Origin of the sequence: Sphingomonas sp. PSPC2-2 (genome assembly GCF_049897725.1) — a bacterium.
GTDB lineage: Bacteria > Pseudomonadota > Alphaproteobacteria > Sphingomonadales > Sphingomonadaceae > Sphingomonas.
Map to the genome: position 1 here is coordinate 129,187 of NZ_JAFCWU010000003.1, position 22,691 is coordinate 151,877.

General features: G+C 65.7%; 16 protein-coding genes and 1 tRNA gene. 13 read left to right on the forward strand and 4 right to left on the reverse strand.

What is annotated here, in order from left to right; genetic code table 11:
- The first annotated feature begins 121 nt into the window (after positions 1 to 121).
- The 8 genes from ACP7BY_RS07160 (at position 122) to ACP7BY_RS07195 (ending at position 11,192) form a co-directional block, all read left to right on the forward strand.
- On the forward strand, positions 122 to 2,998 hold the full coding sequence (locus tag ACP7BY_RS07160) for a TonB-dependent receptor (protein WP_137902902.1): 2,877 nt from the start codon (positions 122 to 124) through the stop codon (positions 2,996 to 2,998).
- Between the two features lie 76 nt (positions 2,999 to 3,074).
- Positions 3,075 to 4,184, forward strand: coding sequence for a mandelate racemase/muconate lactonizing enzyme family protein (locus ACP7BY_RS07165; protein WP_033966185.1), 1,110 nt, complete (start codon positions 3,075 to 3,077; stop codon positions 4,182 to 4,184).
- The gene (locus ACP7BY_RS07170) at positions 4,181 to 5,464 is read left to right on the forward strand and encodes an MFS transporter (RefSeq protein WP_137902903.1); all 1,284 of its coding nucleotides are present in this window, start codon (positions 4,181 to 4,183) and stop codon (positions 5,462 to 5,464) included. Before ACP7BY_RS07165 ends, ACP7BY_RS07170 begins: the two co-directional genes overlap by 4 nt.
- Positions 5,464 to 6,303: an amidohydrolase family protein gene (locus ACP7BY_RS07175; RefSeq protein WP_126849241.1), complete on the forward strand. Its 840-nt coding sequence runs from the start codon at positions 5,464 to 5,466 to the stop codon at positions 6,301 to 6,303. Before ACP7BY_RS07170 ends, ACP7BY_RS07175 begins: the two co-directional genes overlap by 1 nt.
- Positions 6,293 to 8,383 (forward strand): right-handed parallel beta-helix repeat-containing protein, encoded by a 2,091-nt coding sequence (locus ACP7BY_RS07180; protein WP_137902904.1) that lies wholly within the window; start codon positions 6,293 to 6,295, stop codon positions 8,381 to 8,383. The genes ACP7BY_RS07175 and ACP7BY_RS07180 overlap by 11 nt, the downstream gene beginning before the upstream one ends.
- Positions 8,384 to 8,433: 50 nt before the next feature.
- Positions 8,434 to 9,165 (forward strand): SDR family oxidoreductase, encoded by a 732-nt coding sequence (locus ACP7BY_RS07185; protein WP_209515849.1) that lies wholly within the window; start codon positions 8,434 to 8,436, stop codon positions 9,163 to 9,165.
- Positions 9,166 to 9,169: 4 nt separating this feature from the next.
- On the forward strand, positions 9,170 to 10,339 hold the full coding sequence (gene lldD / locus ACP7BY_RS07190) for an FMN-dependent L-lactate dehydrogenase LldD (protein WP_033966186.1): 1,170 nt from the start codon (positions 9,170 to 9,172) through the stop codon (positions 10,337 to 10,339).
- Position 10,340: 1 nt separating this feature from the next.
- Positions 10,341 to 11,192 carry a fumarylacetoacetate hydrolase family protein gene (locus ACP7BY_RS07195; protein ID WP_033966187.1) on the forward strand — a complete coding sequence of 284 codons (852 nt, stop codon included), beginning with the start codon at positions 10,341 to 10,343 and terminating at the stop codon, positions 11,190 to 11,192.
- Positions 11,193 to 11,378: 186 nt separating this feature from the next.
- On the opposite strand, the gene ACP7BY_RS07200 is transcribed toward ACP7BY_RS07195, so the two are convergent.
- A tRNA-Thr gene (locus ACP7BY_RS07200) sits at positions 11,379 to 11,453 on the reverse strand.
- Between the two features lie 80 nt (positions 11,454 to 11,533).
- Between ACP7BY_RS07200 and ACP7BY_RS07205 the strand changes: the two genes are divergently transcribed.
- On the forward strand, positions 11,534 to 11,668 hold the full coding sequence (locus ACP7BY_RS07205; protein ID WP_260591516.1) for a hypothetical protein: 135 nt from the start codon (positions 11,534 to 11,536) through the stop codon (positions 11,666 to 11,668).
- Here ACP7BY_RS07205 and ACP7BY_RS07210 read toward each other — a convergent pair.
- Positions 11,658 to 13,451 (reverse strand): aminopeptidase P family protein, encoded by a 1,794-nt coding sequence (locus ACP7BY_RS07210; RefSeq protein WP_033966188.1) that lies wholly within the window; start codon positions 13,449 to 13,451, stop codon positions 11,658 to 11,660. The two genes, ACP7BY_RS07205 and ACP7BY_RS07210, sit on opposite strands and share 11 nt — an antisense overlap.
- A gap of 234 nt (positions 13,452 to 13,685) precedes the next feature.
- Between ACP7BY_RS07210 and ACP7BY_RS07215 the strand changes: the two genes are divergently transcribed.
- The 4 genes from ACP7BY_RS07215 (at position 13,686) to ACP7BY_RS07230 (ending at position 19,052) form a co-directional block, all read left to right on the forward strand.
- Positions 13,686 to 15,512, forward strand: a complete 1,827-nt coding sequence (locus ACP7BY_RS07215; RefSeq protein WP_137903164.1) for a methyl-accepting chemotaxis protein — start codon at positions 13,686 to 13,688, stop codon at positions 15,510 to 15,512.
- A gap of 45 nt (positions 15,513 to 15,557) precedes the next feature.
- Complete coding sequence (locus ACP7BY_RS07220; protein WP_126846677.1) at positions 15,558 to 17,633, forward strand: S9 family peptidase; 2,076 nt, start codon at positions 15,558 to 15,560, stop codon at positions 17,631 to 17,633.
- Positions 17,634 to 17,760: 127 nt separating this feature from the next.
- Positions 17,761 to 18,336, forward strand: a complete 576-nt coding sequence (locus ACP7BY_RS07225; RefSeq protein ID WP_126846678.1) for a DedA family protein — start codon at positions 17,761 to 17,763, stop codon at positions 18,334 to 18,336.
- Between the two features lie 104 nt (positions 18,337 to 18,440).
- Entirely contained in the window at positions 18,441 to 19,052 is a 612-nt protein-coding gene (locus ACP7BY_RS07230) for a YbhB/YbcL family Raf kinase inhibitor-like protein (RefSeq protein WP_033966189.1), read from the forward strand.
- Between the two features lie 3 nt (positions 19,053 to 19,055).
- Here the strand turns inward: ACP7BY_RS07230 and ACP7BY_RS07235 are convergent, their stop codons facing one another.
- Positions 19,056 to 19,892: an alpha/beta fold hydrolase gene (locus ACP7BY_RS07235; protein WP_052192461.1), complete on the reverse strand. Its 837-nt coding sequence runs from the start codon at positions 19,890 to 19,892 to the stop codon at positions 19,056 to 19,058.
- Positions 19,893 to 19,950: 58 nt separating this feature from the next.
- Positions 19,951 to 22,650, reverse strand: coding sequence for a phosphoenolpyruvate carboxylase (gene ppc, locus ACP7BY_RS07240; protein ID WP_033966211.1), 2,700 nt, complete (start codon positions 22,648 to 22,650; stop codon positions 19,951 to 19,953).
- Between the last annotated feature and the right edge of the window lie 41 nt (positions 22,651 to 22,691).

Genomic DNA, 22,691 nt, shown 5'->3' on the forward strand with positions numbered 1-22,691 from the left:
GCCGCGCCAGCCTCGCGAGCACGGGAGCCATCATCAGCAATGAAATTCTAATTACCGTGTTTGACATATCTAAAAGGCCTGATACTGATATCTCAAATCAAAAAACGAAGAGGAGGGGATTATGGGGAAACTGGCACGGTTGTACGGTGGCGTCGCAATCACGGCGACCGCCTTGGCGCTTGCATCGGCAGCACAGGCGCAATCTCAGGCGCAGGGCGGCAGCGGCAGCGCGTCCATGGGGGACACGAATGCGCCACGGCAAAATCTCGGCACGCCTGACGCCGGTCCGGACGGTGTCGCGCAGGATATCGTGGTGACGGGCATCCGCGCGAGCCAGCGGCAATCCATCGACATCAAACGCAACGCGATTAACTCGGTCGACGCGATCGCCAGCGAGGATTTGGGCAAATTACCCGACCAGAATGTCGCCGAATCGCTGCAGCGCGTGCCGGGCATCACGATCGATCGCAATCGCGGCGTCGGCAACGGCGTGACGGTTCGTGGGCTTGGCCCGCAGTTCAATACCGTGACGGTCAACAATCGTGTGATCGCGACCGATGGCGCTGGACGCGAATTCAACTTCGATATCTTGCCATCCGAGCTGATTTCGGGGGCGAACGTCTTCAAGAGCCCGCAGGCCAACATCAATGGCGCGAGCATCGGCGCGACGATCGATATCCATACGCTGCGCCCGCTTGAACAGCGCACCGGCCTCTATGGCGGTGGCTCGCTACGTGCGAACATCGATGAGCTGGGCAGCAAGACCACCCCGTCGGGCGCAGCCTATGTCACCTGGAAAAATCCCTCGGGGACCTTGGGTGTGTCGCTCGTCGGCTCGTATGACGAGCGCAACGAACGGACCGACAACTTCTTCGTGGGTGCAAGTTCCTATCCGCGCAGCTTCGACGACGGCTATTACGGCCAGGTGAGCAGCGGTGCAGGCGGATTGTGCGTCGGAGCGTCGGGTGCCGGTGGCTGCACGCCGCGGATCGACACCAGCAAGGTGGGGCTGTTCCGCAACGTCGACATGTACCACAATTTCATCAACCAGGTGGAATTCTCGAACCGCAAGCGGATCGGGCTGGACGGGACGGTCCAGTTCAAACCAACCAACAATCTGCTCTTCACGCTCGACGGGCTCTACTCCCACGACGACGAACATTATCACAGCTCCGGCATCGCACCCGATTTCAGCGGGGGGACGCTCGTGCGGCAGGTGGTGTCGGGCGGCACCGACACCACGGAGATCGTCGGCGGGCAGAGCCGCACCGTCCATGTCGGTGGCACCGCGACATCGGAGAGCTTTCACGACGGCACGGTCGACGTCGTCGTCGAGGACCGGCCAGCCAAATCGACCACCTATCTGTTCGGCTTCAATGCGAGATGGGACAGCGGCCCGTTCAGCGTCGCGCTCGATCTCGATACCACCAAGGCCAAATATGACAATGCGCAGGCGCTGTTCACAACATCGCGGCTGAAGCATCTCGATTACACATATGACCGCAACACGGGGTCGCCGCTGGCGAGTTTCACGGTCAGCAGCCCGACATATCCGGATGCGGCGACCGACGTGAACCATCGCCTCGCACATTATATGCAGTCGGAGGGCCAGATCCTCGAAGACACGATCAACGAGGCGCATCTCGACGGGGCCTATAATGGTGCCCAGGTTACCGTTTACGGCGGCGTGGGCTATTCGGCCCGCACCAAGACGACCACCGGGTTCACCGAACCCAACGCGTGTGCCTATTGCGGCAGCGACGTGTTGGTGCCGTCGAGCGTGTTCAGCCCGACATCCTACAATTTCTTCGGCGGGGCCGCAGGCGGCAACACCGCAAATTGGGTCGACTATAACGCCCAAAATCTCTTCCAGACGATGATCGGCCTGAACAGCACCGCCGACCCGGCATTGCACAGCGGTAATCTTCTGCCGATCGTTCGGGACCCGGCCGCCAGCTCCTCGGTCAAGGAGAAGGTGGCGCTCGGTTATTTGATGTTCGAGTTCAAGGGCAATCTCGGCACGCTGCCATTCGCGGTCAACACCGGCGTGCGAATCGAAGATACCGACTTCACCTCAAATGGTGCCGGCCAGACCGTGCTGAGCGCAAAACCCAACGGCACGGGCCAGAACGTCATCGTGCTGTCCGGGCTGACCCCGCTCAGCTTCAAGGGGCATTATACCGACATTCTTCCGTCGCTGAACGCGCGGCTCACCATCACGCCGAAGCTGGTCTTCCGGACGGCGGCCTCACGCGTCATCTCGCGGCCGACGCTGACCGATCTTTCGCCGGCGCAGACGATCACCAGCAATCCGGGCAACGAGCGCATCACGCACGGCAACCCCAATTTGCAGCCGTTCCGCGCCTCGCAGGCGGAAGCCGGGCTCGAATGGTATTATGATCGCGATTCACTGCTGTCGGCGACCTTCTTCTACAAATCGATCGACTCGTTCATCACACGCGGGGTCACTCCCCAACAGGTTGATCAGGTAACCTTCATCGTCGATCAGCCGATCAACGGCAAAGGTGCGACGGTAAAGGGGGTCGAAGTCAGTTATCGCACGCTGTTCAAGTTCCTGCCGGGCCTGTTGAGCGGTTTCGGCACCCAACTCAGCTATACCTATACCGACAGCAACGCGAACTATACCAACGCGGCAAAGGCCTCGACCTCCTATTCGTTGGAGGGCTTGTCAAAGAATTCGTACGCCGCAGTGCTCTTTTATGAAAAGGGCCCGGTGCAGGCGCGGGCCTCCTATACCAGGCGCGACGGCTACCTCTTCGCGCCGCAGACGCAGACCGGCATTCCCGAGTTCGTCGACAGTTATGATCAGCTCGATGCAGGGCTGCAATTGTCGGTGACGAAGAATGTCATCCTGACCGCCGATGCCACCAACCTGACGGATTCGAGGGAATTTCACTACGCCAACGTAGTCGCGGATGCGCAGGAATATCGACGGGTCGGGCGGCGCTACACCGCCGGCGTGCGCGTGCGTTTTTAGGCGAGGCACCGGGGCGGTTGCGCTTGCCTCCGCCCCGGTAATAACTCAGACTAATATTTCAACAAGGAAACAAGAAATGTCTTCAGCGCGCATCGTCGAATATCGGCTGACTCGCCTGGCCTTCGCGCGGGACCGGACGATCGGCGATTCGCAGGTGCGGGCGACGACTGCCCAAATCATCGCGGTCGAACTTTTCGACACGGTCGGGAATGTCGGGCTTGGTTTCGCGCAGGCGTTGTTCACCAGCTTGCCGGACGCGGACGAGATCGAACGCGTGTTCGCGACGGAGGCCTGGCCCGGACTGGAAGGGCGGTATCCGGCGGCGCTCGCGCTGGCGGTGCATCGCGTGCGTGGCGGCAATGTGCGGCGGATGGGTTTGCCGTTCGAGGAGTCGCTCCAGCACGCCATCTGGGATCTGTTCGCCAAGCAATCGGGCCTGCCGCTGTGGCGCATGCTCGGGGCGGAGCGCAGCAAGGTCGGCGTCTATGCCAGCGGGCTCGATTATCACTTGTCCGACCACGACTTTACCGAATTGTTCGGCAAGGCGCGCGAGCGGGGCTTCCTCGGCTACAAGATCAAGGTCGGGCATCCCGATCTGGAGCGCGATGTTCACCGGCTCGATTTGCTGCGCGATGTGGTCGGCAGCGACCGACCGGTGATGATCGATGCCAACGAGGCCTGGACGGCACAGGAAACGATCCAGGCGGTCCGGCGCTTCGAGCGCGCCGGGCACCGCATCTACTGGCTCGAGGACCCGATCCCGCGTGAGGATTTCGACGGGCTGAAAATGCTGCGCCAGCTCGGCATCAGCCGGATCAATGCGGGCGAATATCTCGATCTCACCGGCAAGCGCAAACTGGTCGAGGCGCGGGCGTGCGACATGCTCAACGTGCATGGCCAGGTGTCCGACGTGATGCGCGCCGGCTGGCTTGCCAATGAAGCCAATGTCGAGGTCACGCTCGGCAACACCTTCCTGGAGCTTGGCGTCAACATGGCGCTGGCGCTGCCGGGCGTGCGCTGGCTCGAATACAGTTTCCAGAATTTCGATCATCTGGTCGACGAACCCTATGCGATGGCCGACGGTTATATCCATGGCCGCGACGCGCCCGGGCACGGTCTGGTGCTTAGCGCGGCGGCGCGGGCGAATGGCGGCGCGCTGCCCCAGGTGATTGGCGCGGTCGCGTGACCGTGAGCGCTGGGCTCGATGCGGTGCCGCCGGCCGCGCCCGTCGTTGAAGGCCGCAAATGGGGGCTTATCGTCAGCCTCGGCATCGTCCTCTTCGTGTTGCTGGCCCTCTACGCTTCGATTCTCGGTGTGCTGTTGCCCAACCAGATCGAGAATCTCGATCCGGTCGGCAAGCTTGGGACGTTGGGCGTGGTCTATGCCATCACGTCGGTGTTCAGCACGATCACCACGCCGGTGTCGGGCGCGCTCTCCGACCGGACGCGGTCGCGCTTCGGGCGGCGGACGCCCTGGATTGCCATCGGCGGCGTCGTCGGGGGTGCCGCGACGATTCTGATCCCGTTTGGCGGCGGCATCGTTGGCGTCACCGCGCTGTGGCTGGTGGCCACGGTCAGCCTCAATTCGATGCAGCCCGCGATCACGACGATCGTTGCCGACCGCTTCCTGCCCGGTGAGCGCGGGATGGTGTCTGGCGTGGTCGGCGCGGCGATGACCGCCGGGGTTTCGGCAGGCACCATTTTCGGGGGGCTGATGGCAGCCCACCTGTTTGTCGCTTATGCAATCGTCGGTGGCGGTATCATTGCCGCCTGCCTCCTGTTCGTGTTGCTCAATCGCGAGCCGCCGCTGCCCGCCGGATTGGCTGCGCCCGTGCCGTTTCGCCTGACCTCGTTCCTGCGCAGCTTCTGGATCGATCCGCGCGCCCATCCCGATTTCGCCTGGGCGCTGTTCGGCCGTTTCTCGATCTATATGGGCTATCAGGCGATCCTGACCTATCTGCTCTACATCCTCGAGGGCTATATCGGCCTTACGCAGAGCGCCGCCAATCTGACGATCGCGCGGATGTCCTCGATTACCTTCGTCGCGTTGGTCATCTCGGCCTTGCTGTCGGGCTGGCTGTCGGATCGGCTCGGTCGCTTGAAGCCGCTGGTGTTCATCGCGGGCGTGGTGATGGCGCTGGCCGAGATCGCGCCGTTGCTGTCGCCCGACCTGCGCGGGATGTTCCTTTATGCCGGGCTGATCGGGATCGGCTACGGATCGTTTATGTCGGTCGACCTCGCGCTGATGACGCGCGTTCTGCCGCCCGCCGCGCCGGGCGAGGATTCGACCGGCAAGGATCTCGGGATCCTGACGACCGCGATCAATGTCCCGCAAATCCTCAGTCCGGTCATGGCGGCAGCGCTGCTGCACGCGACTGGCAACAATTATCCGCTGCTGTTCGTCGTTTGCGGTGTGTTCGTTGTGTTCGGCGCGTGCCTCGTGCTGCCGATTCGTTCGGTGCGATGATGCCGTTGATCGACGCCCATCAGCATTTCTGGTCGCTCGCCACCCCTGGCACCGCCTGGCCAACCGCCGCCGAAGCCGAGATCCATCGCGACTTCGGCCCGGAGGATCTGGTCAATGCGGCGGCGGGCGTGCAGCTCGACGGCACCGTGCTCGTCCAGTCGCAGCCGACCGACCGGGATACCGACTGGATGCTGGCGCTGGCGGAGCGTACGCCGTTGGTCCGCGCGGTCGTCGGCTGGGTCGATCTGGCTGCCCCCCATGCGGCCGATCGCATCATCGAGATCGCCCGCCAGCCCAAAATGCGCGGCGTGCGGCCGATGCTGCAATCGATCGCCGACACCGACTGGCTGCTGCAGGATGCGCTCACCCCGGCGCTGGAGGCGCTGCAGGCGACGGGCTTGCGCCTCGATGCGCTGGTCCAGCCGCGGCACCTGCCGATGCTCGCGCGCTTCGTCGAGCGCTGGCCCGATCTCCCGATCGTGATCGATCACGCGGCGAAGCCGCACGCGGCGCGCGCGATCCTCGATCCCTGGCGCGACGATATCGCGCGGCTCGGCGGTCTCGGGCTGTATTGCAAGCTGTCGGGCTTGCGCACCGAACAGGCAACGGGCCGGCCAGCCGCCGACCTAATCCCCTATGTCGAACACCTTGTGCACGTTTTCGGCGAGCGGCTGATGTGGGGGAGCGACTGGCCAGTGCTGTTGCTCTCGGGGGATGGCTGGAGCGCGTGGCACGCCGACGCGCTGTCGCTCGCCGGTCGGGCGGGCGCGGACGTCGAGCGCCTGTTCGCGGACGCGGCCATGGAGTTTTACGCTTTGGAGACTGCGAATGCGCAATGACCGGCTTGTCCTCGCCGCGATTCTGACGATCGCCGCCCTTGCTCCGGCGGCGGCGCAGCAGACGTCCCCCTCCGACATCCCGGTCTATGCACCACCCACAGTCAGCAAGGAGCAGACTGCGGGCAACATCCATATCTCGAGCCGCCCCGCGCCAGTGCCGATCGTGCTGTCGGTGTCGCCGCAAGGGTCGGACGAGGGCGATGGCAGCGCGGCCCACCCGTTTGCCACGCTCGCACGCGCACAGGCGGCCGTGCGCGGGCTGAACGCCGATCACGACGTGACCGTGCAACTCGCCGACGGCGTCTACCGGCTGCGCACACCGCTGCGCTTTACCGCCTCCGATGGCGGACAGGATGGCTATACGGTGCGCTGGGAAGCGGCACCCGGCGCGCATCCGGTCCTGTCGGGCGGGACGCCGGTGACGGGCTGGACGCTCGCCGACCCGCAGCGCGGCATCTGGACGGCCGATATTCCTCGCGGGATCGATCCCCGGCAACTTTGGGTCGGTGGCCATATGGCACCGCGTGCCGCGGTCCGCGCGCCGCGCAGCGCCTTTACCTTCGACAAGACGGGGATCACGATCGTCGATCCGGCATGGCGTTCGCTCGCGAATCTCCCCGACCAGAGCCGCATCGAAGTCGAAGCGACCGGCTGGTTCACCGACCGCCACGCGATGGTCGCGCGGATCGATGGCGACCGCATCGCCATGCAGCAGCCGGGATGGCGCAACAACCTCGTCGGCTATGACACGTTCGCGCGCTCGGTATGGGGCGACAATGCCGGGCTGTTCTTTGTCAACGCGCTCGCCTTCCTGCGCGAGGGCGGTCAATGGTATGCCGATCCGGCCGCGGGCAAGCTCTATTACAAGCCTGTCGCGGGCGAAGACATGAAGCGGCTCGAAGTCGTGCTGCCACGCCTCGAATTTCTGATCTCGATCGCCGGCAGCTATGACGAGACGATCAAGGACCTTGAGTTTCGGGGCCTGAGCTTCCGCCATACCAGCTGGCTGCTGCCATCGGGGCCCGAGGGCTATGCCAGCCAGCAGAGCGGATCCTTCCTCGCGGGCGAATGGGGCGGCTATCCCGACGATCCGATCCGCGATTGCTCGTGGGGGTGCTGGCCGTTCGAAGCGATGCGCAACCGCTGGCGTCAGCAGCCGGCGGCGGTGCAGGTCGCCGCAGCGACCCGGATCGTGTTCGATCGCGACGAGTTCACGCAGCTCGGCCAGATCGCGCTCGGCATCGGCAACAATCCCGATGCCAATGACAGCGGCATCGGTCTTGGCACGAGCGCGATCGAGGTGCGCCGCTCGCGCTTCACCGATCTGGCCGGCGGCGCGATCATGGTCGGCGGCGTGCGACCCGATGCGCATCATCCGTCGCGGCCCGAAATGGGCGTGCGCGACATCGTCATCAGCAACAATCTGGTGCGCACCGTGTCGCAACACTATCGCGAGCAGGCGGCGATCCTCGTCACCTATGCCAGTGGCGCGGTGGTCTGGCACAATGACGTGTCCGGCGCGCCGTATGACGGGATCGACATCGGCTGGGGCTGGGGCGCGAACGACCCCGGTGGCAACGCAGCCTATTTCACCCCCAGCCGCGGCTATTACAACCAGCCCGGCAATCTGGTCTACGACACGCCGACGACGCTGCGCGACACCGTCGTGGTCGGCAACCGCGTCCACGATGTGAAGCAATGGTTCCCCGACGGTGGCGCGATCTATCATCTGTCGGCCGACCCCGGCGCGCTGATCGCCGAAAATCACATTTACGACGTCGAGGACGGCATCGCGATGTATCTCGACGAGGGGTCGCGCTACGTCACGCTACGCAACAATGCGATCGGCAATGTCGGCGTGTGGCTCAATCTCAATTCGCAGAACAACCTCGCTCCGCGCCGCACCGCGATGGACAATCTCGCGATCGGCAATTGGCATGATTCCGGGCGGCGCACGGGCGCGTGGACACCGTATTTGAACAACCGCGAGGTCGATACCGTGCTGGTCGCCAAGGGCGCATGGCCGGATGCAGCGAAGGCCGTGATCGCGCACGCCGGGATCGAACCCGAAAAGCCCTGAGCGCCCCTGACTCGATCTGTCCCTGAGCATTACCGAAGGAAGCCGAAACCATGCCCCGTCTCGCCACAAAGCGCGTGCTCGTCACCGGAGCTGCCCAGGGCATTGGGCGCGCGATTGCCGAACTGTTCGTCCGCGAAGGTGCGTCAGTGATTGCGCTTGATCTCAAGGCGGACGCGCTCGCGACGCTTTCGGGCTGCGAGCCGCTCGTCGTCGATTTGCTCGATCCGGCGGCGGTGGCGCGGGCCGGGGCGGGGGCGGGCACGCTCGACGTGCTGATCAATTGCGCGGGCTATGTCGATTCCGGCGATCTGCTGAGCGTTACCGAGCGCGGCCTCGATCTGTCGTTCGATCTCAACGTCCGCGCGACGATCCGCATGACGCAGGCCGTGCTGCCCGCGATGCTGGAGGCCGGGCGCGGCGTCATCGTCAATATCGGCTCGGTCGCGGGGGCGCTGATCGGTGTGCCCAACCGACTCGCTTATTGCGCGTCCAAGGCCGCGGTCGCGGGCCTGACGCGCTCGATCGCGCTCGATTATGTCGGCAAGGGCATTCGCTGTAACGCGATCTGTCCGGGCACGGTGCAGTCCCCTTCGCTCGACGAACGTCTGGAGGCGACCGGCGACGCCGATGCCGCGCGCGCCGCCTTCATCGCGCGGCAGCCGATGGGACGGATCGGCACGGCCGAGGAGATTGCCGCGCTCGCGCTCTATCTCGCCAGCGACGAAAGCGCCTATATCACCGGCAGTGCCATCGCGATCGATGGCGGCTGGACGATGGCCTGAGCGCATGAGCATTATCGCCGCGATCGACGATTTCCGAGAAGCCGCGCGTCGCCGCCTGCCGCGCTTTCTGTTCGATTATGCCGATGGCGGTGCGCAAGGCGAGCACACCATGCGCCGCAATGTCGCCGACCTCGCCGACATTGCGCTGCGTCAGCGCGTCCTGCAGGACGTCGCCGATATCGACCTTTCGACCCAGTGGTTCGGCGAGCGCATGCCCTTGCCGGTCGCGCTCGGGCCGATCGGCATTGGCGGCATGTTCCGCCGCCGCGGCGAAGTCCAGGCGGCGCGGGCGGCAACGCGGCATGGCATCCCGTTCACGCTCTCGACCGTGGCGATCTGTCCGCTGGCGGAACTGCGCGCGGGTGCGCCCGAGGTAAACCTGTGGTTCCAGCTCTACGTCGTGCGCGACCGGGGCTTCATGCGCGACCTGATCGCCGAGGCACGCGCGCAGGGGGCGACGACGCTGGTTTTTACGGTCGACATGCCAACTCCGGGAATCCGTCACCGCGATCTGCATTCGGGCATGTCGGGTCGCGGCGGTCCCGCCCGGCGCGCGCTTCAGGCGATGGGCAAGCCGCTTTGGGCGTGGGACGTGGGGCTGCGTGGACGGCCGCATCAGCTTGGCAATCTCGTGCCGGTGCTGGGCGCGGACAGTGGCATGAACGATTATATCGGCTGGCTCGCCGACAATTTCGATCCGGGTATCCGCTGGAAGGATCTCGACTGGCTGCGCGCCGCCTGGGACGGGCCGATCGTGATCAAGGGCATTCTCGATCCCGAGGATGCGCGCGAGGCCGCGGCGTATGGCGCGCAAGGGCTGGTCGTATCGAATCACGGCGGTCGCCAGCTCGACGGTGTGCTGTCGACCGCGCGCGCACTGCCCGCGATCGCCGATGCGGTCGGCGACCGGATGACGATCCTCGCCGATGGCGGCGTCCGCTCGGGGCTCGATGTCGTGCGCTTGCTTGCGCTCGGCGCGGACGGCGTGTTGCTCGGTCGCGCGTGGCTGTGGGCGCTCGCCGCCCAGGGCGAGGCGGGGGTCGATCGCATGCTGTCGCTGCTGGAAAAGGAGATGCGCGTGACGCTGACCCTGGCCGGCTGCAACCGGGTCGAGGCGCTTGACCGAACCATTCTCGCCGACGATCCGTTCGGCCCTTCCAGAAGGAATGCGTGACATGAAGCTTTGCCGATTTGGTGCGCCGGGTGAAGAGCGGCCGGGGATCGTCGACGTAGCCGGTCGCATCCGCGATCTGTCGGGCGTCGTCGCCGACATCGACGCCAGCGCGCTGTCTGCCAGCGGTCTCGCGCAGCTGCGTGCGGTCGATGTCGAAGCCTTGCCGTTTGCACCGGAAGGCGCACGCTATGGCGTGCCGGTCGCTGGTACGCGGAAGTTCATCGCGATCGGGCTGAACTATGCCGATCACGCCGCCGAATCGAACTTGCCGATCCCTTCCGAGCCGGTCGTGTTCAACAAATGGGTCAACTGCCTGCAGGGGGCCAACGATCCCGTCGTCATCCCGCGCGGGTCGATCAAGACCGACTGGGAAGTTGAGCTCGGCGTCGTCATCGGTTCGCGCGCCTACACTGTTTCGGAAAGCGACGCGCTGACGCATGTCGCTGGCTATTGCGTCGTCAACGATGTGTCGGAGCGCCAATGGCAGCTGGAACGCGGGCCAACCTGGGACAAGGGCAAGGGGTTCCCCACCTTCGGCCCGGTCGGGCCGTGGCTGGTCACCACCGACGAGGTCAGCGATCCGCAGGCGCTCGGGCTGTGGCTGGAGGTGAACGGCAAGCGGGTCCAGCATGGCACCACCGCGACGATGATCTTCTCGGTCGCCGAGATCGTCGCATATTGTTCGCAATTCATGGAGCTCGAACCCGGCGACATCATCACCACCGGCACGCCGCCGGGCGTCGGCCTGGGGCAGAAGCCCGTACCCTGGTACCTCAAGGCTGGCGATAGCATCCGCCTCGGCATCGATGGCCTGGGCGAACAGCGGCAGGATTGCGTTGCGGCCGATCGTTAGACGGCGCAGGTCTACGCACCGAAGTCGATTGAGGTGGCGAAGGGATTTAAGCCCTCGCCCCCAATCTTTGCGCGGAAAAGCCGTCGCGCGAAAAAAGCCGCACACGAACGGACCGCGCATCGCACCCGCAGGTGTCGCCCGAAGGCGAAATCTTATTTCTAACCGCGTGATTTCTCGAAAGAGAAATGGTGCTGCCGGTGAGGATTGAACTCACGACCTCAGCCTTACCAAGGATGCGCTCTACCACTGAGCTACGGCAGCATGTCCGAAGCGCCTTACGGCGCGAGCGGAAGCGGCCTAAGAGCCGCTGGAGCGGACATTGTCAAGGAGCGTGTGGCGAAGTGGCGACGAAAGATGCGGAAAAAGCCGAGCGGCTGGCGGCGGCGCTGCGCGAGAACCTGAAGCGCCGCAAGGGCCGCGCCCGCGCGTTGGACGCGGTTGACACCGTCACCGCCCCCGACGCGCCTAAGCAATAGGCGCGCATTTCGCCGCCAGCCAGGCGCGCTCGTCCGCATCCAGATACGACCCGATCACGTCAACGACTCGCGCGTGATATGCGTCGAGCCAGGCGCGTTCGCGCGGGCTCAGCATCTCGGCGACGATCAGCGAGCGTTCGATCGGGCAGAAAGTCAGCGTCTCGAAGCCGAGCATCGTCACGCCGTGCGCAAAGGGGCGTTCCTCGACCAGCAGCAGATTTTCGATGCGGATGCCGTATTCCCCGGCTTTGTAATAGCCCGGCTCGTTCGACAGGATCATGCCGGCGCGCAGCGGCTCGGCCGCGCCACCGCCGGGATAGGTCGGCGGCGCGATGCGCTGCGGGCCTTCATGCACCGACAGATAGGCACCGACGCCGTGACCGGTGCCATGCGCATAATCGAGCCCGATCTGCCACAAAGGCGCGCGCGCGAACGAATCGAGTTGCCCGCCGGTGGTGCCGACCGGGAAGACCGCAGTGGCGAGCGCGATATGGCCCTGCAGCACGCGCGTGAAGCGGTCGCGCATCTCGTCGGTCGGCGTGCCGATCGGCAGCACGCGCGTCAGGTCGGTCGTGCCATCGGCATATTGGCCGCCCGAATCGACCAGATAGAGCTGGCCCAGTTCGAGCGGTGCGTTCGATTCGGGGGTCGAATGGTAATGCGGGCTCGCGCCATGCGCGCCGGTCGCCGAGATCGTATCGAAGGAGGTGTCGAGCAACACGCCGGTTTCTTCGCGAAAGGCCTGCAAGCGGTCGACGCAGGAGAGTTCGGTGAGGCCGCCTTTGGGCGCTTCCGCCTCGACCCAGCGCAGGAAGCGCGCAACCGCCGCCCCGTCGCGCGCGGAGGCCGAGCGGTGGCCGCCAATCTCGACCGGGTTCTTGATCGCCTTGGCCAGCACCACCGGGTCGCGCAGCGGCAGCACAGTGGCGCCGCCTGCGCTCAGCGAATCGAAAATGGCGGACACGGCGCGCTCGGGGTCGGCGGCGATGCGCTTGCCGGCAAAGGCCTGCAAGGAGCCCGCAAAGGCGTCGCGCGGATGCAGGCGAATCGCATTGCCGAGATGCCGGCGCACCGCATCGGTCACTTTTTCCGGCGCGACGAACAGGTCGGCAGTGCCATCGGCATCGACGATCGCATAGGCCAGAGCGACGGGGGTGTGCGCCACGTCGCTGCCGCGCAGGTTGAGCGTCCAGGCGATCGAATCGAGCGCGGTCAGCACCACCGCATCGGCCTTGGTCTCTGTCAGCCAGTCGGCGATCTGCGCGCGCTTGGCGGCCGAGCCGAGGCCGCTCTGCACGTCATCCTGCACCGTCAGCACGGCAGTCGAGGGGGCAGGGCGGTCGGCCCACACCGCGTCGAGCGGGTTGCGCTCGACCGCGACCAATTCGGCCCCGCGTGCCGCCAGTGCGGCGCGGGCTTGCTCGACCCAGGCGCTGGTGTGCAGCCACGGATCATAGCCGATCCGCCCGCCCGTTGGTGCATGCTCGCCCAGCCAGCGCGCGACATTGCTCGCGGGCACCGCGATATACTGCCAGTCGTCCGCCGAGACTTGTTCGCGCACTTGCAGCGTATAGCGGCCATCGGTTAAGATCGCGGCGCTTTCGGCCAGCACGACCGCGCTGCCGGCCGAGCCCTGGAAGCCGGTCAACCAGGCCAGACGCTGGGCATAAGCCCCGACATATTCGGACATATATTCATCGGTCAGCGGCACGACGAAGCCGTCTAGCTGGTCTTGCGCCAATTGGGCGCGAAGGGCGACGAGACGGGCGGGATAAGCGGACATGGGTGGCTTTCGGGAATGGAAGGTTAGGCTAAGGTTAGGCGAAATGCGCTACGTTTGTCAGGGCAAAAGTCCGCGGCGGCGGTTCCCGGGCAATGCCGACGGCACCATGTCTCCGGTCATCCGCGAAGAATGCCAGATGTCGGCGTAGTAGGACATAGGCGCAGGCCCGACGCTTGGCGCGCGCGTCGTCTATAATGATGTCGCACCGCCTCTTCGCTGGAAAGTCGTCCCTTCATGTCCATTGCCAAGCGCCTTCGCATCGGCTCGGCCTTGATTACGGTTGCCATGTTGCTGGCGATCGTGATCGCCGCTTACGGCATCAACCTCGTGCGGATCGGGGGGCCGATCGGCGAACAGATCCAGGCGCAATCCGATTATGTCGCCGACATTCTGCCGCCGCCCGAATATGTGCTCGAGCCGTTTCTGGAGGCGACCTTGCTCGCCAGCCATCCCGAGGAGGTCGACATGCGCGCGACGCGGCTGGCGGCGCTGCGCAAGGCCTATGATGAGCGCCACGCCTATTGGAACAGTTCGACGCTCGATCCGGCGTTGGTGACCGCCTTGACGCGCGATGCCGATGCGCCTGCCCAGCGCTTCTGGGCAGAGGTCGACCAGATGATCGCCGCCGCACGCGCGCACGACGCGGCGCAGCTCGCCCGCAGCTATGCCAGCGTGTCCGAAGCCTATGCCGCGCATCGCACGCGGATCGACACCGCCGTCACGCTGGCGGGCAAGCAACAGGCCGAGCTCAAGGCGCATTCGGAGACCACGCTGACGATCACCGCGATCGCCTTGCTGGCGCTGGCGGTGACGATCCTCGCGCTGGCGATCGGATCGCGTCTGTACCTGACGCACCGGGTGATGGCCCCGCTCGGGCAATTGGTCGAGGCGACCGATGCGCTGGCCGACGGCGCGGAGCGCAGCGTGCCGCACCTCGATCGCGTCGATGAGCTTGGCCATATGGCGCGCGCGGTCGACACCTTCCGCCGCGCCGCCGACGAGCGTGCGGCGCAAGAGGCGCAGGCCAGTGCCGAGCAGAAGGAGGTCGCCGACGCGCTGGGCCAGGTGTTGCGGACGATGGCGGCGGGCGATTTGCGCGGCGGTGCGGCGCTGCGCTTCCCGGAGAGCTATGCTGCGGTCAATCGCGATCTCAACGATGCGGTCGATACCTTGCGGTCCATGGTGCAGGCGGTGGTGGAGACGACCACCGAGATTGGCGGGGCATCGGATTCGATCGCGCGCGCGACCGGCGATTTGGCGCAGCGCACCGAGAGCAGCGCCGCAGTCATCGAACAGACCTCCGCCGCAGTCGGGCGGATGGACGCGCGGTTGCGCAGCACGGTGCAGGCGGCGCACAAATCCTCCGACGGATCGCAAGCGACGCTGGCGGCGGCGGGCGAAGTGCGCGTGCGTGCCGATGGCGCGATGGAGGCGATGAACCGCGTTTCCAGCAGTGCCGCCGGCATCGACGATGTGATCGAGGGCCTCGACAAGATCGCCTTTCAGACGCGCGTTCTGGCGATGAATGCGGCGGTCGAGGCGGGGCGGGCCGGGGAGGCCGGGCGCGGCTTTGCCGTCGTGGCCGATCTGGTCTCGACGCTGGCGATGCGCGCCGAGGAGGAAGCCAAGCGCGCGCGCACCCAACTGAGCGCAACGCAGCAGGAAGTGGCGGTCGCGGTCGACGCGGTCGGGCTGGTGCATGGCGCGCTCGAAACGATCGTGGCGAGTTGCACCGATGCGGTCGCGCTGACCCAGGCGATCGCCAGCGACAATGCCGCGCAGGCCGAAGCAATCGGCGAAATCACCAGTGCCGTGACGCAACTCGACCGGATCGCGCAACAGAATGCCGGGATGGTGACCGAAACCTCCGCCACGGCGGCGACGCTGGCGCAGGATATCGCCACGCTGGCGGCGCGCGCGGCGGCGTTTCGGTATGACAGCCGTGATGGCGATGCCCCGGTTGCGATCGAGCCGGGGCGTGTGACGGAACCGGCTCCGCGTCGGGCACCGACCGGACGCACGGTCCGGCTGGCACCGTCGCGGACGCTCCAGCGCACCTGACCGCGACACCTCGACTTGACCTGCGGCAAGCGGGTAGGAGAGGGGATGACCGAACCGCTCTCGCCCCCCGTCGCCGCCACGCGCCCGCACAGCTTCACCCTGCATGGGCACACGATCGAGGATCCCTATGCCTGGCTGAGGGACCCGAACTATCCCGAGGTCGATGACGCGGATGTGCTCGCCTATCTCGCGGCCGAAAACGCCTATTTCGAGAGCGTGATGGAACCGCACCGGCCGTTGATCGACCGGCTGTATGAAGAGATGAAGGGCCGCATCAAGGAAGACGATAGCTCGGTTCCGCAAAAGGACGGCGACTGGGTCTATTGGACCGCGTTCGAAACCGGCGGGCAGTATCGCAAATGGTGGCGCAGGCCGGTCGCAGCGGGCGAGGACAAGAGCCAGGACGTTTTGATCCTCGACGAACCGGCTTTGGCCGAGGGCAAGGAATATTTCCGGCTGGGCGCGTTTTCGGTCAGCAATGATGGGCGGCTGCTGGCTTATGCGATCGACGACAATGGCTCGGAACGCTTCGAGGTGCGCGTCAAGGATCTGATCACGGGCGAGCATTTGCCCGATGTCATTCCGGGGATGCTGTCCGAAATCGTGTGGACCGCCGACGACACGGGCTTTCTCTATGGCCTCGCCAACGACCAATGGCGCACCGACAATGCGCGGCTGCACTGGCTGGGCACGCCGATCGCTGACGATATCGAACTGTTCAAGGAAGCCGATGAGGGTTTCCGCGTTGGCGTCAGCGAGACGAGCGACCGCAAGTGGATCGTGCTGTCGAGCGGCGACCATGTGACCAGCGAAATCTATCTGCTGCCCGCGACCGACCCGCTGGCGACGCCGCTCTGCGTATCGCCGCGCCAGGTCGGGCGTGAATATGATGTCGACATGCATGGCGACACGCTGTTCATCCACACCAACGACACCGACCCCAATTTTCGGCTGTGCACCGCGCATATCTCGGCGCCGGGCGAATGGGTCGAGAAGATCGCGCCGTCGCCGCATTTCTACATGACCGGGGTGGATTGCTTCCGCGACTTCTTCATCGTCGACGGGCGCGAGGATGGCTTGGATCAGATCGAGATTCACCGCTATGAGGAGGGCATCGCGCCGCAGCGCATCCGCTTCCCCGAGGCGAGCTATGATGCGGGGCTCGGCAACAATCCCGAATATGCGATGCAGGTGCTGCGCGTCGGTTATGAGTCGATGGTCACGCCGGGCACCGAATATGATTATGACGTGGCGACGGGCGAGCTGACCACGCTCAAGGTGCAGGAAATCCCGAGCGGCTATCAGGCGGCGAAATACCGCACCGAGCGGCTTAAGATCACCGCGCGCGACGGCACGCAGGTGCCGGTGTCGATCGTCTATCCGGCGGACTTCCCGCGCGACGGGTCGCGTCCTTTGTTCCTCTATGCGTATGGCGCTTATGGCTATGCGATTCCGCCGGGCTTTTCGACCGGGCGGCTGTCGCTGCTCGATCGCGGCTTTGCCTATGCCATTGCGCATATTCGCGGCGGCGATGATCTGGGCCAGCAATGGTATCTCGACGGCAAGCTGGAAAAGCGCACCAACACCTTCAACGATTTCGTCGATGTCGCGAAGGGGCTGATCGCGGATGGCTGGACGTCGGCGGGGCGGATCGCAATTGCCGGGCGTTCGGCCGGGGGCGAATTGATGGGCGCGGTGGTCAATTCCGACCCCGAATTGTGGGGCGCGGTGATTGCCGATGTGCCGTTCGTCGACGTGCTCAACACCATGCTCGATGCCGACTTGCCGCTGACGCCGGGCGAATGGCCCGAATGGGGCAATCCGATCGAGGACAAGGCCGCGTTCGAGCTGATCCGCAGCTATTCGCCCTATGACCAGGTGAAGGCGCAGGCCTATCCGCCGCTGTTCATTTCGGGCGGCCTCAACGATCCGCGCGTGACCTATTGGGAGCCGGCCAAATGGGCGGCCAAGCTGCGCGCCACCAAGACCGACGACAATGTGCTGCTGCTCAAGACCAATATGGGCGCTGGGCATGGCGGCAAATCGGGCCGCTTCGAAAGTTTGCGCGAGGGTGCGGAGGAGCATGCCTTCGTGCTGTGGCAGCTCGGCATTGAGGGGTGAGGCGCTATAGCATGTCGTCACCCCGGGCTTGTCCCGGGGTCCACCGTGCCGGATATCCCTTCGCCGCAGGATGCGCATCGCGGTGGACCCCGGGACGAGCCCGGGGTGACGATGGAAGGGCGCGCGGTTGAGCATCGAAGCCCTCATCGCCAAATACGGCCTGCTTGCCTTGTTCGCGGGTGCTGGCATCGAGGGCGAGACGGTGGTGATCGCCGGCGGGTTGCTGGCGCATAAGGGGCTGTTTTCCTTGCCGGGCGCGATGGCGGCGGCGGCGGCGGGGTCGTTCCTGGCCGACCAGATCTTCTTTGCGCTCGGCCGCTATTTCCGCGATCGGCCGTGGGTGAGGCGCGTGCGCCAGCGCGCGCTGTTCGAACGCGCGCTGGGGTTGCTCGAACGCTATCCGATCGGCTTCATCTTCGCCTTTCGCTTTCTGTATGGCTTCCGCACGATCAGCCCGGTGGCGATCGGCACGACCAGGGTGTCGGCGCGGCTGTTCGTGCTGGTGAACGGGGTCTCGGCCATTGTGTGGGGCGTGGTGTTTACCGGCGTCGGCTATCTGTTCGGCCACGGCTTTGAAAAAGCGATCGAGCGCTTGCTGCCCGATCGGCATGCCATTCTGATCTTAGCGGCGGGCGGGGTCGCGCTCGCCGCACTGGTCGGGGGGTGGCATTGGTGGCGCACGCGCACGCGCGCGGACGCATGAGGAGTGATACGTATTTCGGCGCGGCGCGGCTTTTATCAGGGTCGCGCGGAACCTGTTGCCTCGTCCAGGGCTTCAAGGCGTAAACCCACAAAAAGGTCGCAGCGATGCTCGAACATCTTCCCGAATGGCTTGGCGCTTCGCTCAGCGGGGTGCGTGCGGGCGCGGAGCATCTGGTCATCGTCAACCCGGCCCTGGGCAGCGGTTTCGCACCGATTGCGCTCAGCAGCCCTGCCTTTGCCGACTGGACGGAGATGCCGGTGCGCTTCACCGCCGACGGCGCGGGCGTATCGCCGCCGCTCGTATGGGACGCACTGCCGCCGGGCACGCAGAGCCTGGCGCTGATCGTCGAGGATGCCGATTCGCCCACGCCCGCGCCGCTGGTCCACGCAATTGTGTGGGGCCTGCCGGCGGGAATGCACGCGCTGGCAGAAGGAGCGATCGTTGCCGATGCCGCAACTGGCGACACCGGCAAGAATTCCTTCCTCTCGCAAAGCTGGCTCGCGCCCGATCCGCCCAAGGGGCATGGCGAGCATCGCTACGTCTTCCAACTGTTTGCGCTCGATTGCCCGGCCGCCGACTTGGGCGAGGCACCTGGGCGCGGCGCGGTGCTCAACGCGATTGCGGGCCATGTGATCGGTGCGGGGATGCTGACCGGGCTGTACGCGCGGGGTCAGGTGCTCTCCGCAACGCTCGATCCGGGCGTTGCGCCTGCTTGACCGTTAGCGTCCTGTCTTTTCGCCCCGCACCTGCGCGACCATTTGCGTGATTGCGGCGAGAACGACATCGGGGCGGTCTTTCATCACGGCGTGCGAACTGCCGTCGGCGAGCATCGCGCTGCGTCGCGGGTTCGCTGCGACGAAGGCCGCGTGCGCGGCCCGCATCCGGGCTGCCTCGTCCGGCGTCTCCGCCCAGGACCGTTCCGCCACGATGTCGATCACCGGCAAAGCAGGCGGCAGGGCGACCGCGCGCGCACGTCGCGCCGTCTTTGGATAGGCCTCGATGATCGGGATCAGCAGTTCAGCCAGCGCCGGAGCTTGGGCGCGAAGGGCAGCATATTGCGGGCGATAGCGCCCGACGATGGCTTCGGTTTCGGCCGGGTCGAAAAAGGCGGGGATATTGGCATCCACCAGCACCATTCCGGCGACGCGCCGGTCCTGCGCGGCCAGCAGATGGGCGATGAAGCCGCCATAAGAGTGCGCGACCAGGATTACCGGGCCTTGCACCGCGCAGCGATCCAGAGCGCCCCGTAGCGCGCGCACGTCCTTGTCGATCGAATAGGCACCTTGTCGCCGGTCGCTCTGGCCCAGCCCGGCGCGATCATACACGAAGGTCCGTACCCCAAGCGCCTGCGCTTTCGGCACCAAATTGGCCCAGACCCGCGAATCGTCGCCATTGCCCGCTTCGAACACCAGCGTCACCGGCCCGTTGCCGCCGAGATCGACGAAAAGGCGCTGGTGGCCGATCGCGATCTTGGTCGCGGAGCAGTTTGCCTGTGCTGCCGCCGCAAACGTCATGCTCGCGGCCAAAGCCAGCGTAAGCCTCGTTGCCATCCACATTGCGGCACCTCCCTTGTGTAGTATCAATATAATACACAAGGGAGGAAAGCGAGCAACCCTAGCCGCTGTTGCGCAGCGCGGTCGCGATCGCGTTGATCGACAGCAGGATGCCCTCGCCGATCCGCGGATCCTCGTCGCCCGCGCGGCGGCGCTTGATCAGTTCGATCTGGAGCAGGTTGAGCGGCTCGATATAGGGCAGGCGCAGGCGGATCGAGGCGTCGAGCGCGGGGTGCGCCTCCAGCAGGCGCGATTGGCCGGTGACTTGCAGCAGCCCGTCATGCGCTTGCTGCCAGCCGCTTTCGATGCGCGGGAAGATCGCATCGGCAAGCGCGCGATCCTCGACCAGCCCGGCATAGCGCGCGGCAATGCCCATGTCGGACTTCGCGATCACCTGTTCCATATTGGCGAGGCTGGCGGCGAAGAACGGCCAGCCCTGCGCCATTTCGGCGAGCAAACCCTTGTCCTCGAATGCCGACAGCGCATGGCCGACGCCGTACCAGCCCGGCAGCATCACGCGTGCCTGCGCCCAGCTGAACACCCAGGGGATGGCGCGCAGATCCTCGATCCGGTCGGATTTGGTGCGGCTGGCCGGGCGGCTGCCGATCTTGAGGCCGGAGATTTCGGCGAGCGGCGTCATCTGGCGGAAGAAGGTGCGGAAACCGCGATCGTCACCGTTGCTGCCGTACACCAGATCGCGATACGCCGCGAAGGCGGAGGCGGAGAGCGTGTCCATCGCCGCCGAGAAGCGCGCGGTGTCCGCCGCCGACAGCGCGTCTGGCTCCAGGCTGGCGAGCAAGGTGGCCGAGGCCATCGCTTCCAAATTGGTCATAGCGCTGTCGCGGGTGCCATATTTGCCCGCGATCACTTCGCCCTGTTCGGTGATGCGGATGCGGCCCTGCACCGTGCCGGGCGGTTGCGCGCGGATCGCGGCGAAGGACGATCCGCCGCCACGCCCGACCGCGCCGCCGCGGCCGTGGAACAATTGCATGCCGACGCCCGCATTGGCGAACACGCTTTTCAGCGCGGTCGAGGCCTTGGACAGGCTCCAGGTCGAGGTGAGGTAACCCCCGTCCTTGTTGCTGTCCGAATAGCCGATCATCACTTCCTGGAAGCTGCGCGCGGCGGTGATGCCGCGCACCTCGGGCAGCGCGAACCATTCGGTCATGATCGCGGGGGCGGCCTCCAGATCGCCGATCGTCTCGAACAGCGGCACCGCCATGATCGCGGCGCTCGACGGCTCGCCAGAGGCCCCGCCGGGGCGGTACAGGCCGACTTCCTTCAGCAGGATGTTGAGTTCGAGCAGATCCGAGACCGATTGCGCCATCGAGACGATGTGCTGCGCGATGCAGGCCGGGCCATAAGTGGCGTGCGCTTGTGCGGCGGCGCGCAGGATGGCGAGTTCGGACTGCGTTTCGTCCGAATAGGCGGCGAACGGGCTGGCGAGCGGGCGGGCGTTGGACAGTTCGTGGCGCAGCAGCGAGACGCGCTGCGATTCGCCGAGGCTGAGATAATCCCCCTCGACGCCGGCGACCTTGAGCAGTTCGGCGACGACGCGTTCGTGCACCGCGCTGTTCTGGCGCAAATCGAGCGTCGCCAGATGGAAGCCGAAGGTCTCGACCGCACGCACCAGCCGCCCGAGCGCGCCGCCCGAGGACAAGGCTCCGCCCCCCTGATGGTCTTCCTGCCGCAGCGCGCGCGCGATGATCACGAGATCGGCGCGGAAGGCCTGTGGATCGGGGTAACGTTCGCCCTTCAGCGCGCCGGGGCGCGGTGCGGGTTTGCCGGTCAGCGCGAGATGCGTCGCGGCGAGGCGCGCGTAAATGCCCGACAGCGCGCGGCGATAGGGCTCGTCGCTGCGGCTTTCGGCGGTGTCGCCGCTCGCCTCGGCCAGCGCCTGCACGCCGGCATCGGCGGGGGCGAGATCGGTCGAGATCGACAGTTCGGCACCCAGCGCATGAACCGCGTCGAGATAATAGACCAAAACCGCTTCGCTCGCCTTGGCGAGCGCGGTGGTCAGACTGTCGGCGGTGACGAAGGGGTTGCCGTCACGGTCGCCGCCGATCCAGCTGCCCGGCCGCACGAAGCTCGGCACGCGTTCGCCAAGCGCGCGGTCCCAGCGCTGATAGAGCGCGGGGAGGGCGGGGAGGAACACCTCGCGCAAATAGCTGAGCGCGGTCTCGACTTCGTCGGTGACGTACAGCCGCTCGCGCCGCAGCACGCGCGTCTGCCACAGCAAGGCGATCTGGCGCAGGATCGCCTCTTCGACATTGTCGCCATCGGGGGTTTCGGTGGCCCCGCCATCGCGCAGCAGCATCAGCGCGGCGATGCGGTTGCGGTGGTCGATCATCGATTTGCGGCGCACTTCGGTCGGGTGCGCGGTCAGCACGGGGGCGATCAGCGCGTGATCGAGCAGATGCATTACCTGGGCTTTGTCGATGCCCTCGCCCGCCAGCCGTTCGAGTGCTGCGGCAAGGTCGGCCCCGCGTTCGGCGGCGACGCCCTGGCGATCCTCGGCGAGATTGGCGAGCATTGAGAACAGCATGAAGCCGCGCACGAAATCGAGCGTTTCGTCCAGACTCAGCCGGTCGAGCCCGAGATCGCCCTCGGTGCCGCCGCGATGCCGGTCGACCGAGGCAGCGCGGATATGTTCGGTGCGCTCGTACAGCGTCTCGCCGCCATAAGCGCGGATGACATCGCCGAGCAATTTGCCCAGGAAACGGATGTCGGGATTGTTTGCGATGCCGGGGAGGGTTGCCATGGGTCCATGCTGCATTGCGGCAGCGCGGGGGTCAACGTTTC